Origin of the sequence: Microvirga sp. 2MCAF38, assembly GCF_052115485.1 — a bacterium.
Classification (GTDB): Bacteria; Pseudomonadota; Alphaproteobacteria; order Rhizobiales; family Beijerinckiaceae; genus Microvirga.
Genome location: NZ_JBFRGU010000003.1, coordinates 309865 through 325337, shown reverse-complemented (window position 1 = coordinate 325337; position 15473 = coordinate 309865). Strand labels below are relative to the sequence as shown.

General features: G+C 60.8%; 11 protein-coding genes. 4 read left to right on the top strand and 7 right to left on the bottom strand.

Translation table 11 applies throughout. From position 1 onward, the window contains the following. Positions 1–67: 67 nt before the first annotated feature. Positions 68–493, bottom strand: a complete 426-nt coding sequence (locus tag AB4072_RS08320; RefSeq protein ID WP_441967023.1) for a universal stress protein — start codon at positions 491–493, stop codon at positions 68–70. Between the two features lie 20 nt (positions 494–513). Beyond that, positions 514–834: a 2Fe-2S iron-sulfur cluster-binding protein gene (locus AB4072_RS08315; RefSeq protein WP_441967021.1), complete on the bottom strand. Its 321-nt coding sequence runs from the start codon at positions 832–834 to the stop codon at positions 514–516. A gap of 393 nt (positions 835–1227) precedes the next feature. Here AB4072_RS08315 and AB4072_RS08310 point away from each other — a divergent pair, with 393 nt between their 5' ends. Further along, positions 1228–6108, top strand: coding sequence for a hypothetical protein (locus tag AB4072_RS08310; RefSeq protein ID WP_441967019.1), 4881 nt, complete (start codon positions 1228–1230; stop codon positions 6106–6108). A 320-nt stretch (positions 6109–6428) separates the two neighbouring features. After that, positions 6429–8315, top strand: coding sequence for a hypothetical protein (locus tag AB4072_RS08305; protein WP_441967017.1), 1887 nt, complete (start codon positions 6429–6431; stop codon positions 8313–8315). Positions 8316–8414: 99 nt separating this feature from the next. Here AB4072_RS08305 and AB4072_RS08300 read toward each other — a convergent pair whose 3' ends face one another. The 4 genes from AB4072_RS08300 to AB4072_RS08285 are packed head-to-tail and all read right to left on the bottom strand — an operon-like array spanning position 8415 to position 12387. Beyond that, positions 8415–9095, bottom strand: a complete 681-nt coding sequence (locus AB4072_RS08300) for an ABC-type transport auxiliary lipoprotein family protein (RefSeq protein ID WP_441967015.1) — start codon at positions 9093–9095, stop codon at positions 8415–8417. Between the two features lie 4 nt (positions 9096–9099). Then, complete coding sequence (locus AB4072_RS08295) at positions 9100–10428, bottom strand: MlaD family protein (RefSeq protein ID WP_441967014.1); 1329 nt, start codon at positions 10426–10428, stop codon at positions 9100–9102. Between the two features lie 8 nt (positions 10429–10436). Then, positions 10437–11237: an ABC transporter ATP-binding protein gene (locus AB4072_RS08290; RefSeq protein ID WP_441967012.1), complete on the bottom strand. Its 801-nt coding sequence runs from the start codon at positions 11235–11237 to the stop codon at positions 10437–10439. 4 nt (positions 11238–11241) lie between these two features. Beyond that, positions 11242–12387, bottom strand: coding sequence for an ABC transporter permease (locus AB4072_RS08285; protein WP_441967010.1), 1146 nt, complete (start codon positions 12385–12387; stop codon positions 11242–11244). Between the two features lie 100 nt (positions 12388–12487). Between AB4072_RS08285 and dgcA the strand changes: the two genes are divergently transcribed. After that, positions 12488–13474 (top strand): N-acetyl-D-Glu racemase DgcA, encoded by a 987-nt coding sequence (gene dgcA / locus AB4072_RS08280; protein WP_441967008.1) that lies wholly within the window; start codon positions 12488–12490, stop codon positions 13472–13474. Here the strand turns inward: dgcA and AB4072_RS08275 are convergent. Beyond that, positions 13444–14649: an MFS transporter gene (locus AB4072_RS08275; RefSeq protein ID WP_441967007.1), complete on the bottom strand. Its 1206-nt coding sequence runs from the start codon at positions 14647–14649 to the stop codon at positions 13444–13446. The two genes, dgcA and AB4072_RS08275, sit on opposite strands and share 31 nt — an antisense overlap. Positions 14650–14792: 143 nt before the next feature. Between AB4072_RS08275 and AB4072_RS08270 the strand changes: the two genes are divergently transcribed. Then, positions 14793–15392: a hypothetical protein gene (locus AB4072_RS08270; RefSeq protein WP_441967005.1), complete on the top strand. Its 600-nt coding sequence runs from the start codon at positions 14793–14795 to the stop codon at positions 15390–15392. Positions 15393–15473 lie beyond the last annotated feature (81 nt).

The window sequence follows — 15473 nt, the reverse complement described above, 5'->3', positions numbered from 1 at the left end:
GCCCGGATCATGCGGCATCAAAAGAATCGAGAGTTTGATCTCTGTTTCCATCTGAAACGATCAAACTCTAGTCCCGAACGACCAGCACCGAGCACTTGGCATGGCGGACGATGGTCGAGGCGTTCGAGCCCAAAAGGTAGGTTGCCATGGTCGGGCGGTGCGAACCGATGACGATCAGGTCCGCGCCGGTCTTCTCGGTTTCGTCCAACACCTCGTTATAAATGGAGCCGAGGCGGACGACGGCTGAAACGCGCTCGGATGGCAGCTTTACCTTGGCCGCAAGCTCCGCGAGCTTTCTCTCGGCCTCATCCTGCTGTTCTGTGTCGAATGTCGGTGGCATGAATTCCATGTAGGTGATCGGCACGAGTGAACGCACATAGATCAGGCGAACGCTTCCTTCCGAGGCATCAGCGAGAGCAACCGCCTTGTCGATGGCAGGCTTTGCCGCCTCGATCTCAGCCAGATCGACGGGGATCAGTAATGTCTTGAACATGATGTCAGCCTCTTCTCGGTTCAGCCTTGGCGGGTCGGAGTGTGGACGATCAGGCCGTCCAGCTCGGGCCGGACGCGGATCTGGCAGGAAAGACGGGAAGTCGGACGCACGTCATAGGCGAAGTCGAGCATATCCGCTTCCATGGATTGCGGCTCGCCGACCGCATCCATCCAAGCTTCGTCAACATAGACGTGACAAGTCGCACAGGAGCATGCGCCGCCGCATTCCGCGTCGATTCCCGGAATTCCGTTTCGAATGGCGTTTTCCATAACGGTCGAGCCTTCCTCGGCTTCGACTTCGCGCGCGGTGCCCTCCGCGTCGACATATGTAATCTTGATCATTCTAGCCCCTTCGGCGTCTGGCCCCTATCTAGAGCATGATCAGAACAAGTGGAAACCGGTTGTTCCCCGGATCATGCGGCAATGAGGAATCAAGAGCTTGGCGGAAAAGGAGTGCTTTGCACGAAGCGGATAGTTACGTTAGTCTTGAAATGCGTTGACCGACGTTTGGTAACTAAATCGTTAAGTCGTTAACGACGTTTAGAGGTGGTTGGGGACTTCGGGTTCCCCTCATCTCCCCCAGCGGCTAAAATTGTTTGATTGAATGGCGGGTTTTCCACTCGGAAACGCGGCGAGAGAACGATTTCAGGTACGGATCCATATTCCCGGTTCCTGGTTTTCCGACGAAGTCACCGAGGGGAAACCCACTACGAGTTGCGTCATCGAGGGCGGATCATGGCGATCGAAAAGAAGAAGATGAAAGACCCGGCTGAGGCGGCATTGTCTGCCGTCGAGCAAGCACTCAATCTGGACGAGGCATCCTTGGCGGGCGGCGCCGAGGGCTCGCCGATGGAGTTCGGGCCTCTTCCCGATCCGAAACTGCCGGATATCGACGATCACGATTTCACCCGCGGCCCGTTCCGCGATCTCGACGACGCCGAAGGCCTGAGGGTCTCCGAACCCCTGGTCGAGCCCGATATGACGGCGACCCGTTCCCCCTCATTCCTCGCCCCGGACCGCGCGGCCGTCGCCAATGACGATCGGCAGAATGTCGGCGTGATGCTGCAAGCGCTGCAGGTGCGCCCGTCCCGCCGGGCCTATAGCGTCGCCACCCTCGCCTCCCTCGTCTGGCTCGGCAGCGCCGCCGCGTTCGCCTATTCCCAGGGCATCACGACGCCGGAAGCCCTGCTCTCGACCTTCTCGCCGATTCAGATCGCCATTGCCGGTTTCGTGCTGCTGACGCCGGTCCTTCTGTTTTACGTCGCGGCCGTCATGGCCGTCCGCTCGAACGAGATGAAACTCGTTGCCCGGGCTGTCGGCGAAGTGGCCGTGCGTCTGGCTCAGCCCGAGAACTTCTCCACCGATGCGGTTCTGTCCGTCTCGCAGGCCGTTCGCCGCGAAGTTGCCGCAGTCGGCGACGGTGTGGAGCGTGCCCTTGCCCGCGCCGGTGAACTCGAGACCCTCGTTCGCAGCGAAATCTCGACGCTGGAGCGTGCATATTCCGACAACGAAATCCGCATTCGCTCGCTGATCGACGAACTTGTCACCCAGCGCGAAGCCATCGTGACAAATTCCGAGCGTGTCCGCTCGGCGATTACTGGCGCGGGCCAGAACCTGACCCAGGACCTCGACGCCACTGCCGAGCGCGTGGCTGCGTCCGTGCAGAAGGCAGGCGACCATGTGTCGGAATCGCTCGGACAGCGCGGTGAGCAGATCACCCAGGCACTCGGCCGCGCCGGTGAACGCGTCGTCGAGGAAATGTCGTCGCGCGGTGTCGAACTCGTGGAGCGCCTTTCGGGTGCGAGCGAGGACATCAAGTCCGGCGTGTCGGAAGTCGGAACCACGATTACGGCCGCGCTGGAAAGCAAGGCTCAGGACATTACCGGCGCCTTCGAGCGCACCGGTGAAGTGCTCACCCGTCACTTGCAGGACGGCGCGAGCCAGGTCACCCGCACTCTGGCCGAGACCGGCCGTGGCGTGATCGATTCCCTTGCCAAACAGGGCAACGATGTCCGCGAGGCGTTTGAAGAAACCGCACGCAGCCTCGAAGACAGCTTCGCCCTGCGCGGCGGCGAGATCACCGAGAAGCTCGCCGCGACCGGCAGCACCATCACCGACGATATCGCGACCCGCGCGACGCAACTGCGCGAGCAGCTGGCCGAAGCAGGTACTCAGGTCGGCGAAGACCTTGCGGCGCGCGGCTCCGTTCTGCGTGAGCAGATCGCGGCGACCGGCTCCTCGCTCGTGCAGCAACTCGTCACCAGCGGTGAAACGGTTCGCAGCGAGTTCGCCACGACGGCAACCTCGGTTCTCGACGAACTGACGACCCGTGGCGCAGGGCTGCAAGATCAGCTTTCCTCGACCGCCCGCGAAGTCGTCGACGAAATCGTGGTGCGCGGCAGTGAAGTGCGTGAGCGCCTCTCGGCCGTCAGCACAGACGTGGCTCAGGACATCTCGCGGCGTGGCAACGAGGTACGCGACAGCCTCTCTTCCGTCAGCACGGAAGTCGCGCAGGAAATCGCGCAGCGTGGCGCCGAAGTACGCGACCAGCTCCAGGACGCCGTGCGTCTGGCGGACGAAGCCATCGGCAACCGGGTCGAGAACCTGACTACACGTCTCGAAACCGCGAGCCAGCGCGTCAGCGAGACCGTTACCGTTCAGGGTCAGGCGCTCGAAAACAGCCTGTCTCAGATGGGCAGCAACATCACGACGCTGGTGGGCACCCAGGTCGAGCAGTTCCAGTCGGTCTTCGAGACTCGCGGCCGCGAATTTGCCGAGACGCTCTCGCATCACTCGGGCGAAGCTCACCATCGCCTCGCCTCCACCGGCAAGGACATTGTGCTCGCCATCGCGACACAGGGTGCACGTGTCAACGAAGCGCTCAACCGCACGGTCGAAACCCTGTCGGACACGGTCACGCAGCGCAGCCGCGAGATCGAGGAAAACCTCGGTTCCCGCCTCGGCGCTTTCGAGGACGTGGTGGCGCGCGGCAGCTCGGTCGCCGAGCGCATGTCGAACGAAATCGGCAACCTCACGGACACGGTCAACGGCCGCCTCGAGGAAATGGATCGTCTCATCACGGTTCAGGGCCGCACCGTCGCAGACACCCTCGCCGAGCGCACCCGCGAAGCAACCTCGGCCATCGAGGCGAAGCTCTTCGCTTTCGAGGAGCATGCGGGTCGCCGTACCTCGGAAGTCACCGCGAGCTTCGACAACATCGTCGAGCGCGTCGATCAGACCCTGAGCGCGCGTTCCACGGCGCTCAACGAGGCCCTGGTGGTGCGCACCGGCGAGATGGCGCGCGTCATGGCCGAAGGTGGCCGCGATGTGGCGAGCGCCCTTCAGACCCGCGTCGACGAGATCAGCCAGGCTATTGCCGCCAAGAGCACGTCGATCACCGACACGCTCGCCGCGAAGGCCGAGCAGATCAGCGAAGTGCTGGGCAATCAGGCTGATGAGATCAACCTCACCCTTGGTGGCCGCGCCGACCAGATCAACCAGATGCTCAGCCTGCGTGCCAACGAGATCAACCAGGTTCTCGGCGGCCGCGCCGACGAGATCGCCACGGCGCTCGACCAGCGCGTGCTCGCGTTCGAGGATCGTGTCGTCAATCGCCTCGAGCGCGTGACTGTGGCCCTCGACGAGAAGGGCACGGCCGTCACCGGTTCGCTGGGCAACCGCATTGCAGAAATCTCGGAGATCTTCGAGACGCAGGGCCAGTCTCTCGTGGCAACCCTGTCGGATCGCGGCGACGCGATCAGCCGCGAAGTTCTTTCGGTCAGCGAAGCCGCGGCCCGCACGATCGCGGAGCGCAGCACCATTCTCATCGATACGCTGCAAGACCGTAGCGACACTATGCTCTCCTCCCTGCAGGAGCGCACGCTGGAACTCACCTCGGTCTACACGCAATCGACCGAGTCCATGCGCGTTGCCATCGACGAAGGCACGACCCGCGCGGTTGCCACCCTTGTCGGTACCAACGAGCGTCTGCGCGGAGAATTGTCGGGCGTGCTCGATCGTCTGCAGGATGCGAACCGTCTGCTCCAGCAGATCGCCGGCAGCGCGACGACAGATCTCGGCGTCATCGGCGACAGCCTCTCGACCCGCGTCGAGCAGATCGAAGGCCTTCTGTCGGAAATCGCGAGCCAGACCGGCCGCGCGTCGGATCAGGTCGCCGAGCAGGTCGAAGCTCTGCGTACCGTGTCTTCGGGTGCGATCCAGCAAGCGACGGAACTCTCCTACAATCTCGACGAGCGCAGCCGCTCCCTGGCGGACAGCACGCGCGAGCAATTGGAGAACCTCACCGAAGCTGCGACCGCTCTGGAACGTGTCGAGGCTCGCATGAGCAACGCTCTTTCCAACCGTCAGGATGCCCTGAACAGCCTGCTTTCCCGCATCAACGAGCGCTCGGAAGATCTCGAATCCGTCACGCGCGCCTTCACGGGTCTCGTCGAAGGCTCTCTGCAGAACGCGGAAGCCAAGGCTCGTCAGATCGGCGCGGTTCTCGCCGACACGGCGGAAGCGACCACACACGCCATCGACGAGCAGTTCGAGCGCATCCGTTCGTCCAGCGGCGCTGAAAGCGAGCGCACGGCCGCGGTTCTCCGTAACGCCTACGAGCAAGCGGCCTCCGAGATGACTGAGGCGCTCGGTGGCGCGACCACGAAGTTCCGCGACACGATGGGCGAACTGCGCGGCATGACCGCTCAGATCCAGCGCGAACTCGAAACCACCCGCGCGGAACTGCGTCGCGGTGTCGTCGAGCTGCCGCAGGAAACGCAGGAGACAACCGCGAACATGCGTCGCGTCGTGGCCGACCAGATCAAGGCTCTCAACGAGCTCGCCTCGCTGGTCTCACGCTCCAACCGCGTGGTTGATGCGGCACCTGCCGTGCAGCAGCGCCGTGTCAATGAGACTCCCGCAACGACTGTCGCAGCCGTCGCGGCTGCTGTCGCCGAGGCTCGCCCGGCCGTCACGGTCCGGCCCGCGCCGCAGGCCTCTGCTCCAATCGCACGTTATGCCGAGACCTCGGCTGCGTCGGCGCAACCGGCTCCCGCACCGCGTCCGCAGAAGGTCGCGGAAGTGCGCCCTGTTCCGGCTCCGCCTCCGGCCCCTGCTCCGGCTCCGCGTCGTGAAGAAATCCCGGCGCCGCGCGACATGGGTGCCGGCGGCCGCAGCGGCTGGCTCTCGGACCTACTCAACCGCGCCTCGCGGGACGAGCAGCCGGAACCGGCTCGCCCGGCAGCAGGACGCTCCGACCGCACCCGCGTGAACAGCCTTGAATCGCTCGACTCGATCTCGGTCGATATCGCGCGGATGATCGATCACGATGCGGCTGTCGAATTATGGGATCGCTATAAGCGTGGTGAAAGCAACGTCTTTACGCGCCGCCTCTACACGATCCAGGGCCAGCAGACCTTCGACGAGATCCGCCGCAAGTATCGCCGCGACGATGAGTTCAAGCAGACCGTCGACCGTTACGTGGACGAGTTCGAGCGCCTGCTCGCGGAAGTCTCCCGCGACGACCGGGACTCGATGCTCGCGAAGACCTACCTGACGTCCGAGACGGGCAAGGTCTACACGATGCTCGCTCACGCCAGCGGCCGGTTCGACTGATCGGCACTGCAAGTGACGCAATAAAAACGCGGCCCGAAAGGCCCAGGCCCCTCTATAAAGGTGGTTGATACTAGGAGTGCCCCGAAAGGGGCGCTCCTTTGCGTTTGGTCGGCGGGTCTATGGCCCTTGCATTGAACGCTGGAGCCTTAGCATTATGCGCCTAAACTAGAAGTAGGCCCATTGCACCAACCAGACATAAAATCGGGGACTAGATGCATACTATCGGTTTCTTTGTCGGAGCTTTGTTAATCACGGCTCTAGTCACTCAGGTATTCCTATGGCTCTTGAGGCATTGGGACGCAAAAATCCCCCGGATTCTCGTGGCCAATGGTCTCACTCTTTTTATTTCAACAGTTCTAAGTGCTTTTGGGCATGCGGACGGCGCTGACCCCAATTTCCAGAATGCCTTTGCGGCATACGTTATTCCTCAAATCATCTGGCTGGTCATTGGCCTAGTTCGTGAAGGACGGCGGGCTGCACTCTCTCAAAACATAACCTCTGGCGCAGTCGCGACTTCAGAGCCGCAAACTACCATTGCGTTGGCGGAGAGGACCGATCTGGCAAGTTCTCAAGCTCACTCTTCTGAACAACTTTTTGAGGCTACGACGCCGGAATCAGCCTCTACGCAGGCGGCGGCGCGCAAGTCTTCTATTTCTGGAAGTAAGCAATTCAACAATTTTATCGCTCGCCACTGGCGAGGAGAATTTCCTCTTTGGGTGTCCTATTGGATTTTCGGTTTTGTCGCAAACATCGCATGTTTGGCATTTGCGACGCTCATTGGAGCCGCCCTTTCTCATGCTAATGGGTACAATCCGATCGGTATCTTGGCCACCATCGTATCTGTCTGGTTAGGACTAGCACTGATCTTGATTTGGCAGCTTGTTGGTATCTGGCGATCTGCCAATGGGCACATCAATCAAAAAAAATCTTCGATCTGGGCGGGGCTTGCAAAGTTTGCTGTGCTCGCGGGCATTGCGCGCGCAGCCATGGAATTCGGCCAATCTGGCTATCCGCAGATTGTAGAAGCAAGTCGGATGGCCTTTCTCGACGACCCCGATATTCCCGCTTATTCGTTCCGGATTATGAAAAACGGTACTGAGGTAGAGGTGTCCGGGGGATTCAAATACGGTCTTACTGATGATTTCATCCGCCTTCTCAAGGCTGCCCCTCAGGTAAACGTCGTTCATCTAAATAGCGATGGAGGGCGCTTGGGAGAAGCAGAAAGGCTTTATCGCGCTATCAGTAGCCGAGGTTTGATTACCTATAGCTCTTCTCGTTGCTTGTCGGCTTGTACTCTGGCTTTCGCAGCCGGGAGAGAGCGCTGGCTACATGCGAATGCCAAATTGGGCTTTCATGCACCCGCATTTCCCGGCATGTCCGACACCGATTTGAGCGACGCATCTCAAAGCCAACGGACTCTGATGGTTGCTTCCGGCATTATGTCTGATTTTGTGTCCAAAGCCCTTGCGACCCCCAACCGCACCATGTGGTATCCTACTCAAGATGAACTTCTTCGGGCTCGCGTGGTCACAGGAGTTGCGGATCAATATAAGTTTGCTGTTTCGGGGTGGGGAGCCAATCTCAATCGAGCGCAGATGGAGGAGCAATTTACTAAAAATATCCCTCTTTTTTCGACGCTGAAGGCCGTGCGTCCAAACGACTTCGCCAAATTGGTAGATGAATTCAACGCGGGCTACTTAAATGGCGAGACCGAGGGTAAGCTCATTGACTCAGCAAAGGCAAAAGTACTGCCAATTATTAGCTCCTACCGCCCGTTTGCCGACGATCAGACATTGATCGATCTGGGAAGGCTGATGGTAGATCAGTACAAATTTCTTGCCTTTACGGACAAGCAGCTTTGCTACGAGTACGCGTCGGGAGCCAATGCCACTAGGAACTACAGCGCCTATCTTTCGGCCCCCTTGCGCCAAAGAGAGCTTGAGATCAGTGAGCGCATTCTGAAGACAGCGGCATCGCGGCAAACTATATCTGAGAAAACTGTAGAGCCTTTTTGGCAGATCGTCGGTGTTCGGCTCGCGACGCGCTTTGGCAGCGACAAAATCCAGCTATTGACACAGACCGATCTCACCACCGCTCAGCGTGCTCAGTACTGCGATATGGCTATCGCTATGTACGAAGAGATATTGAATCTCAAAGATGGCAATGCGGCTATGGTTCTAAGGTCAAACTTTCAAATTCCGCAATGACGCGGGATGTCGTCACCTCATTCGTCTCAGCAGCTTAGCGGTCGTCGCGGCCATGCCGCGCACCCTCACCTCTCTTTGAGAGGCAAGGAAGCGGCGTGATTATGCGGGCGCCTTGTCCGTCGTCTGCTCTGCCGCCGGGCTCGGTTGCTCCCGCGTCGGGATGCGGCTTCCGCTCACCCAGCGCACGATGTCGATCATTACGATGGATAGAGCCTCATCGAGGCCGCGTGCTGCATTCGCCGCATCCACCCCCGCAACCGGTACGCTCGCCCGGAAAATGCGTCCGGCGACGATCCGTCCGCTCTGATCGTTGACGATCTTCACGGCCATCTCGACATAGGCCTCGCCATTGGGGGTGATAACGGAGAAGTTTCGGAGTTCGGAAATCACCTGCGCGTCAGCAACCGCGCCGCTGCTCGGGCGCGCGACGTTGCGAATATGCGAGGAGTTCTCGAAAGTGTTGATCAGGCGCGTCTGGACGAGGCGGGGAAGGTTGTCCGACCATTGGCCTCCCCCGAGGAACGTGATGGTGCCGGAGACATCCTTCACGATGATCTGCTGTCCCGAAAGCGGCTCGATCGCCACCGGTTCGTTTATCAAAATCTGACGATCGGAAGCGCCTCCGATCCGCGCCGTCGGCGCGGAGAGATCGAAGGTCGTCGGCGCGGGGCCTGATGAACAAGCGCCCGTCAGCGCCGCAAGGACCAGGACCGACGCCAGGGAGCGTGTCGGCCGGCTTGTTCGTTTCGATGTGGGAAGCGACACAGGGGACCAGCGCATTATGTCAACGTCGTCCATTGAACTCGGGGATCGATGGTTTGCCACCGAAAATGATCTGCTGCGGGTTGCGCTCCAGACTGCGAACCGCGCGGCTGATGTCGTTAAGGGTCCTGCGCGCGTCCACGGCCAGTGCCTCGTATTCGCGCAATCCTGATTCCGTGAAGCGATTCACGCCGGTCAAGACCGTGGTCGAACGCTTGTCGAGGTTGTCCGCGAGCTCGCGGATAGAAACAGCTGCCGCCTTGATTTCGTCGAATGCGCTCTTGCCCGCCTCGCCCGAAGCCGAGCCGAGGAACTTCTGCGCACTCTCGAGCACCGCGTCCACCCTGTCGGCAGAGTGATTGAGCTTGTCGGTCAGGGAGCGCGCATTGGCGATCACCTGATCCACATCGGGGCTCCGCTTGCTGAGCGTCTGGCTGAACGTGTCGATATTGTCCACGGTGCGCCCGATCTTGTCGGGGTCCACGGACTTCGTGAGGGTGCCGAGTTGCGTCACCGCTGAATCCAGCTTCGGTGCGGTCTCGTTCAAGGTTCGAATGAGTGACGCCGCGTCTTTGAGTGCCGTGCTGATCACCTCACGATTCTCGCCGAGCGACTGGGTGAAACTCTCCACATTCTGAACGATGTTGGTAACGCGCTGACGGTCCACCGCGCGAACGAGCTCGTCGACATTGGTTGCAAGCGTCTCGAGTTTCTCGGCCAGAGGGCCGACCTTCTCCGCAGCCTGGCCAACCTGGCTCAGGAAGCGGTCGATACCTTCCGAATTCTCGCCGAGTGCTTCGGAGAACTTCTCGACATTCTGAATGGTGCGGTTGATGGCCCCTTCGTTGTCGGCCACGACGCGCCCAACGCGCTCCAGCACATCGTCCGCCCTCCGCGCGATGTTGCGCGCGGTCTCGATGAGGTCCTGAAAGTCCGAACGATCCGCGAAAATCGTCGGCATGGGCTGGCCGGGGCCGGCCACCAGCGGCGGGGCATTGGGTTCGCCGCCCGACAGCGCGATCTGCGCCACGCCGGTCAGACCCTGGTATTCAAGCCGTGCGCGGGTATCGGAACGGATGGGGGTGCTCTTGTCCACCTGGACGATGGAGACGACCCGGCGTGGATCCTCCGGCAACAGGCTGATTTCCGTCACCTCGCCGACGCGCAGGCCGTTGAAGAGCGCCACCGACCCCTTTGAGAGCCCGGATACCGAACCTGAAAAGACGATGCGAATGGATTGCTTGGCCTGCCCTCGGTCGCCGCCGCTGAACCAATAGACGAACCCGAATGCCGCCGCGATCACCGCGAGGGTGAACACTCCGATCAGGGCGTAATTTGCACGCGTTTCCATCGCAAACCTTAAGCGTCACCGGCCGCGATGGCCCGTGCCCGCTTTCCATGAAAATAGGAACGAAGCCAGGGATTGTCCGATTCCAGCATCGTCTCGATTGGCCCCTCCGCCAGGATTTTTCCCTCTCCGAGCGCCGCGATTCGGTCGCAGACCGTGTAAAGGCTATCCAGATCATGGGTTACCATGAATACGGTGAGCCCCAAAGTCCGCTGCAAAGTGCCGATTAGCTCGTCGAATTCGCCGGCCCCGATGGGGTCGAGACCCGATGTCGGCTCGTCGAGGAAAACGATGTCCGGATCAAGCGAGAGCGCCCGCGCGAGGGCCGCCCGCTTGATCATGCCGCCGGAGAGCTCCGACGGGAGTTTGTCGGCGGCGTCGGGTTTCAACCCCACCATTTCGATCTTGAGCATGGCGAGTTCGTCCAGAAGTCGTTCCGACAGGGAGAGATATTCCCGCATCGGAACCTGAACGTTCTGCTTGACAGTCAATGCCGAGAAGAGCGCCCCTTGTTGGAACAGGACGCCCCAATGCCGTTCGATTTCACGCCGAGCGCCTGGAGACAGTTCGTCGACGTTTTCGCCTAAGACCTCGATGGTGCCCGCCCGCTTTGGGACAAGCCCGAGAATCGTGCGCATCAGCACCGACTTGCCTTGGCCGGAGGCACCGACGAAGCCGAGGATTTCGCCCCGATAAACGTCGAGATCGAGATCCTTCATGATCGTGCGCTCGCCAAAGCCGACCTCGAGCCCGCGCACGCGAATGATCACCTCTCGGTCGCGATCGGATGGGCGGTGGCGGGTGTCGATCATGGCTTCAATACTTGATCGCGGCGAAGAACATGGCGAACAGGCCGTCGAGAACGATGACCATGAAGATCGCTTTCACCACTGACGAGGTCACGTGGCGGCCAAGCGATTCCGCCGATCCTTCGACGGCAAGGCCTTCAAGGGTCGCGATGATGCCGATCACGAGCGCCATGAAGGGCGCCTTGATCATGCCCACCAGAAAGGTGTTGATCCCAACGGCCGCGCGCAACCGCGACAGATATACCTCGTAACTAACGTCACCATAAAGAAACGCAGTGATTCCGCCCCCGATCAGCGCCGCGATGGACGAGATGAATGTCAGAAGCGGCAAGGCGAGAACGAGCGCCAGGATGCGTGGGACGATCAGAACCTCGATCGGGTCCAACCCCATGACCCGCAAGGCATCGATCTCCTCGCGCATCTTCATGGAGCCAATCTCGGCGGTGAAGGCCGAACCGGAGCGACCCGCGACCATGATGGAGGTCAGAAGCACGGCGAGTTCGCGCAAGATCAGGATACCGATAAGATCGACCACGAACGGCGTCGCGCCGAACCGGACCAACTGAAAGATACCCTGCTGGGCGATGATACAGCCGACCAGAAAAGAGATCAGAACGATGATCGGCACGCCGCGATAGGCGATCTGCTCCAGTTGGTTCACGACTGCGGCCATACGGAAGTGCTGCGGCTGCACGATCAGGCGCAGGAGCGCGGCGACAATCTCGCCGAGGAACGCGACGCCTTGAAGCAGATCCTTCCCGGCTTCGCTGACTGCCTTTCCCATATCGGCCAGGAACTCGACGACCTTGGAACGGCGGACCTGAGGCGTTTCCTGAAACCCGCGATAGGCAATCTCGTTCAAGAGAATCTGCTGCTCGGAGTTTACGTTCACGAAATCGGCGGAAACCTGGTGGGCACCGAGTTCATGGCGCGTGCGGTCGAGCACCCAGGCACCGAGCGTATCGAGGCGTTTGATGTCGCCAAGATCGATCATGACCCGATGTTGGCCCGCCTCGGCAATCAGGTCCGCCGCAAGCGCTTCGACGCGCGTCGCGTGCTCCGCCGTCCAAAATCCGCCAAGCTTCGCCGTCGTCCGGTCGCCCGTACGCTCGAACTTCCCTTGCGGCTCTTGAGTGAGGCTGCTCCGAGTCACGTCCCCATCGCCCTTTCGGCGTTGATTCCGCTTGGTGATACCTTGTCGCAGCGGCATAAGTCGAGCCGAAGTTCAGGACGAAACTCACGGAACGCATCAAATGGCTCGTAAATTGACCGTCTCAATCGAGAAATTCCCGATTGCAGGCAAATTCACCATCGCTCGCGGCTCCCGCACGGAAGCCGTCGTGGTGACAGCAACGATTCGCGAAGACAGCGTCATAGGTCATGGTGAATGTGTTCCCTACCCCCGTTACGGCGAGACCGTGGAGGGTGTCGCTGCTGCCATCGAGGCCATAGCACCGCAAATTGAAGCCGGTATGACGCGTGAGGTCCTTCAATCAGCCATGCCGCCGGGAGCGGCACGCAACGCGGTCGATTGCGCCCTCTGGGACCTCGACGCCAAGCGCTCAGGCATCCGGGCCCATGTGACGGCGGGCGTTGCTCGCTGGCCCGCCGCGACAACGGCCTACACGATCAGCCTCGACACGCCCGAAGCCATGGCCGAGGCGACCGCGAAGGCGAAGGACCGCGCCATTCTCAAGATCAAGCTTGGAGCCCCGGACGGCGACATCACGCGTATCCGGGCAGTTCGCCGGGCTGCCCCCGATGCGACCCTGATCGCCGACGCCAACGAGGGCTGGCGCGAAGACAATCTCGCGGCCCATTTCGCTGCCTGCGCCGATGCGGGTTTTGCTCTCGTCGAGCAGCCTTTACCCGCGAAAGAGGATAGTTTCCTGGCGAAGATCAAGCGGCCCGTTCCGATCTGCGCGGATGAGAGCGTGCACGACCGCGCCACTCTCGACAGGCTCGTCGGCCTTTACGACGCTATCAATATCAAGCTCGACAAGACGGGCGGCCTCACTGAAGCCCTCGCCATGGCCGAAGCGGCCGAGGCGCGAAATCTCGCGATCATGATCGGCTGCATGGTCGGCTCGTCGCTCGCCATGGCTCCGGCCATGGTCATCGCGCCACGCGCCCGGTTCGTGGATCTCGATGGCCCGCTTCTTCTCGCGAAGGATCGAGAGCCCGGCCTACGTTACGAGGGAAGCCTCGTCTATCCGCCCGAGCCCACACTCTGGGGCTGAACCATCCGGGACTGTGTTCTCTGCAGGTGCAAGCCGATCAGGATCAGGATTGCGCCTGCAAATGCCAGCGGCACCATCGCGGCAAAAACCAGCGAGCCGCCAACGCGATAAATCTCGCCACTCGCGACGGTCGTGGCGACCGTCGCGAAGGCCGCAGCCGAACCGTAGATGCCCTGCGCCCGCCCTCTCGCGCCCTGCGGCGCGAGAGCCGCGAAGCAGGAAATGACACCGAGATGCGAGGCGCCGAAGGACAGTCCATGCATCGCCTGCAGCACGAAGCCCGCAGCGAGGCCAGGGTGTAGAGACATGCTCGTGAACCGCAGCACGGCGGCCACCGCTCCGATCAGGAGCAGGATCAGGCCCGCCTTTGCCCGCCCGACAAGGCGGCCGAGGACGAGGAAAACGATGATTTCTCCGAGAACGCCAGTCGCCCAGTAATACCCGATCGTCGCATCCGAAAAGCCCGCCGATTGCCAGTAAATGCTGCCGAAGGCATTCAGGGCTCCGTGGCTGCTTTGCGTCAGCGCACCGCCGAACATGGCGCAATACAGAATAAGCGGCAGTCTCTGAGAGCTGGTCGCACTGAAGGCGGAAGCTTCGCTTCCTCGTTGCCCGCGAGGCACATCGGGCGGCAGTGTCTGGGCGACGACCGCGATACCCAGAATGGGGAAGACCGTAATGGCCACGATCACGACATCGGTCCCCAGCAGACCCAGCAGATTTCCGGCGCATATGCTCGCCAGCAGAAAGGCGATCGATCCGGCTCCGCGGATCAGCCCGTAATTCAAGCCGGGATGACGCTGCACCTCGTTTGTCGTCACGAGGTCGTTCGCCGGGATCATGGATGCCTGTGCCACCGAAACCACCGCCACGATGGCCATGATGGCAAACCCGCTCTCCGCCAGCCAGAGCAGTGGAAATCCGACGGCTTGAACGATGTTGAACACGATCAGCAGGCGTCGTGCACCCAACCCCTTGTCGGACAAGGTCAGGAGAGGCGCGACGACAAAAACGCGGATAACGGTCGGGATCGCAACGATCAGGCCGATGGTAGCCGGGTTCAGGCCCTTGCTTTGCAACCAGACGGGAAAGAACGGGACGTAGAAGCCGGAGCTCAGAAAGAAAATCGCATGCAGCGCCGAAAGACGGAGCCCAAGCGCCCTCAAAGCCGTCATGATAGGAGAAACTTTCTGGCGGAAATGCCCAGAGAACAGTCAAGGAATCACAGGAAAACTTATCAGAGCTCTTGAGGGCGTTCCAGATCGCATGCCACTTAACCTTGGGTAAAGAATCAAGCATCGTGCAAAGAAGGACTGTCATGGCCCACGAGCAGACAATCCTCGCCATCAAACACTCGGATTACGACGCCATCGAAGCTGCCGTCATGGAGACGGAACGGGGTCGCTGGTTCCTGAAGGAATACGCCCGCCGCAATCGCAATGCCGATACCGATGCGGTTTTGAGGGCAATCGACAATCTCGGGGGCTCGTTCAAGTCGAATTTGGTTTCGCGAGAGAACCTGTCGGATATGGCCGTTGCCATCGCTCGAACGAAAAGCGCGCTGACCCCTTCATCATCCCCGGCGAGCGAGGAAGATGAGCTCGATCATATTTCGCGAGCGCTCAAGGACAGCGCCGCGGATATCCGCGAAGCCACGACACAGCTTGAAAGCCCGGCAACCGACGGCGATCATATCCGCTTTCAGACCACGCGGATTGCTGCTGCAAGCGATGTGCAGGACGGAGCCATCCGCCGAATCGATCGCATCATCGAGACATTGCGCTACCTGGAGACCCGCATCAATGCGATGATTTCCACCGAGGAAACCCAGGAACTGCAGGACCCAACTTGCGGCAACGATGTTACCGCTCAGCACCACACCTTCCCCCGTTTCGGTTCGGCCGGCCTGCCTCACTAATGTGCAGAAGGTGCATGCAATACATGCAGAGCTTTCATCGGACAGATGATCTTCCCGGAATCAATCTGGCGTGATTGTGTG

What these genes read in the sequence shown, in the direction of transcription:
- AB4072_RS08320 (WP_441967023.1), bottom strand. Translation starts at nt 493, where the DNA reads ATGTTCAAGACATTACTGATCCCCGTCGATCTGGCTGAGATCGAGGCG.
- AB4072_RS08315 (WP_441967021.1), bottom strand. Translation starts at nt 834, where the DNA reads ATGATCAAGATTACATATGTCGACGCGGAGGGCACCGCGCGCGAAGTC.
- AB4072_RS08310 (WP_441967019.1), top strand. Translation starts at nt 1,228, where the DNA reads ATGGCGATCGAAAAGAAGAAGATGAAAGACCCGGCTGAGGCGGCATTG.
- AB4072_RS08300 (WP_441967015.1), bottom strand. Translation starts at nt 9,095, where the DNA reads ATGCGCTGGTCCCCTGTGTCGCTTCCCACATCGAAACGAACAAGCCGG.
- AB4072_RS08295 (WP_441967014.1), bottom strand. Translation starts at nt 10,428, where the DNA reads ATGGAAACGCGTGCAAATTACGCCCTGATCGGAGTGTTCACCCTCGCG.
- AB4072_RS08290 (WP_441967012.1), bottom strand. Translation starts at nt 11,237, where the DNA reads ATGATCGACACCCGCCACCGCCCATCCGATCGCGACCGAGAGGTGATC.
- dgcA (WP_441967008.1), top strand. Translation starts at nt 12,488, where the DNA reads ATGGCTCGTAAATTGACCGTCTCAATCGAGAAATTCCCGATTGCAGGC.
- AB4072_RS08275 (WP_441967007.1), bottom strand. Translation starts at nt 14,649, where the DNA reads ATGACGGCTTTGAGGGCGCTTGGGCTCCGTCTTTCGGCGCTGCATGCG.
- AB4072_RS08270 (WP_441967005.1), top strand. Translation starts at nt 14,793, where the DNA reads ATGGCCCACGAGCAGACAATCCTCGCCATCAAACACTCGGATTACGAC.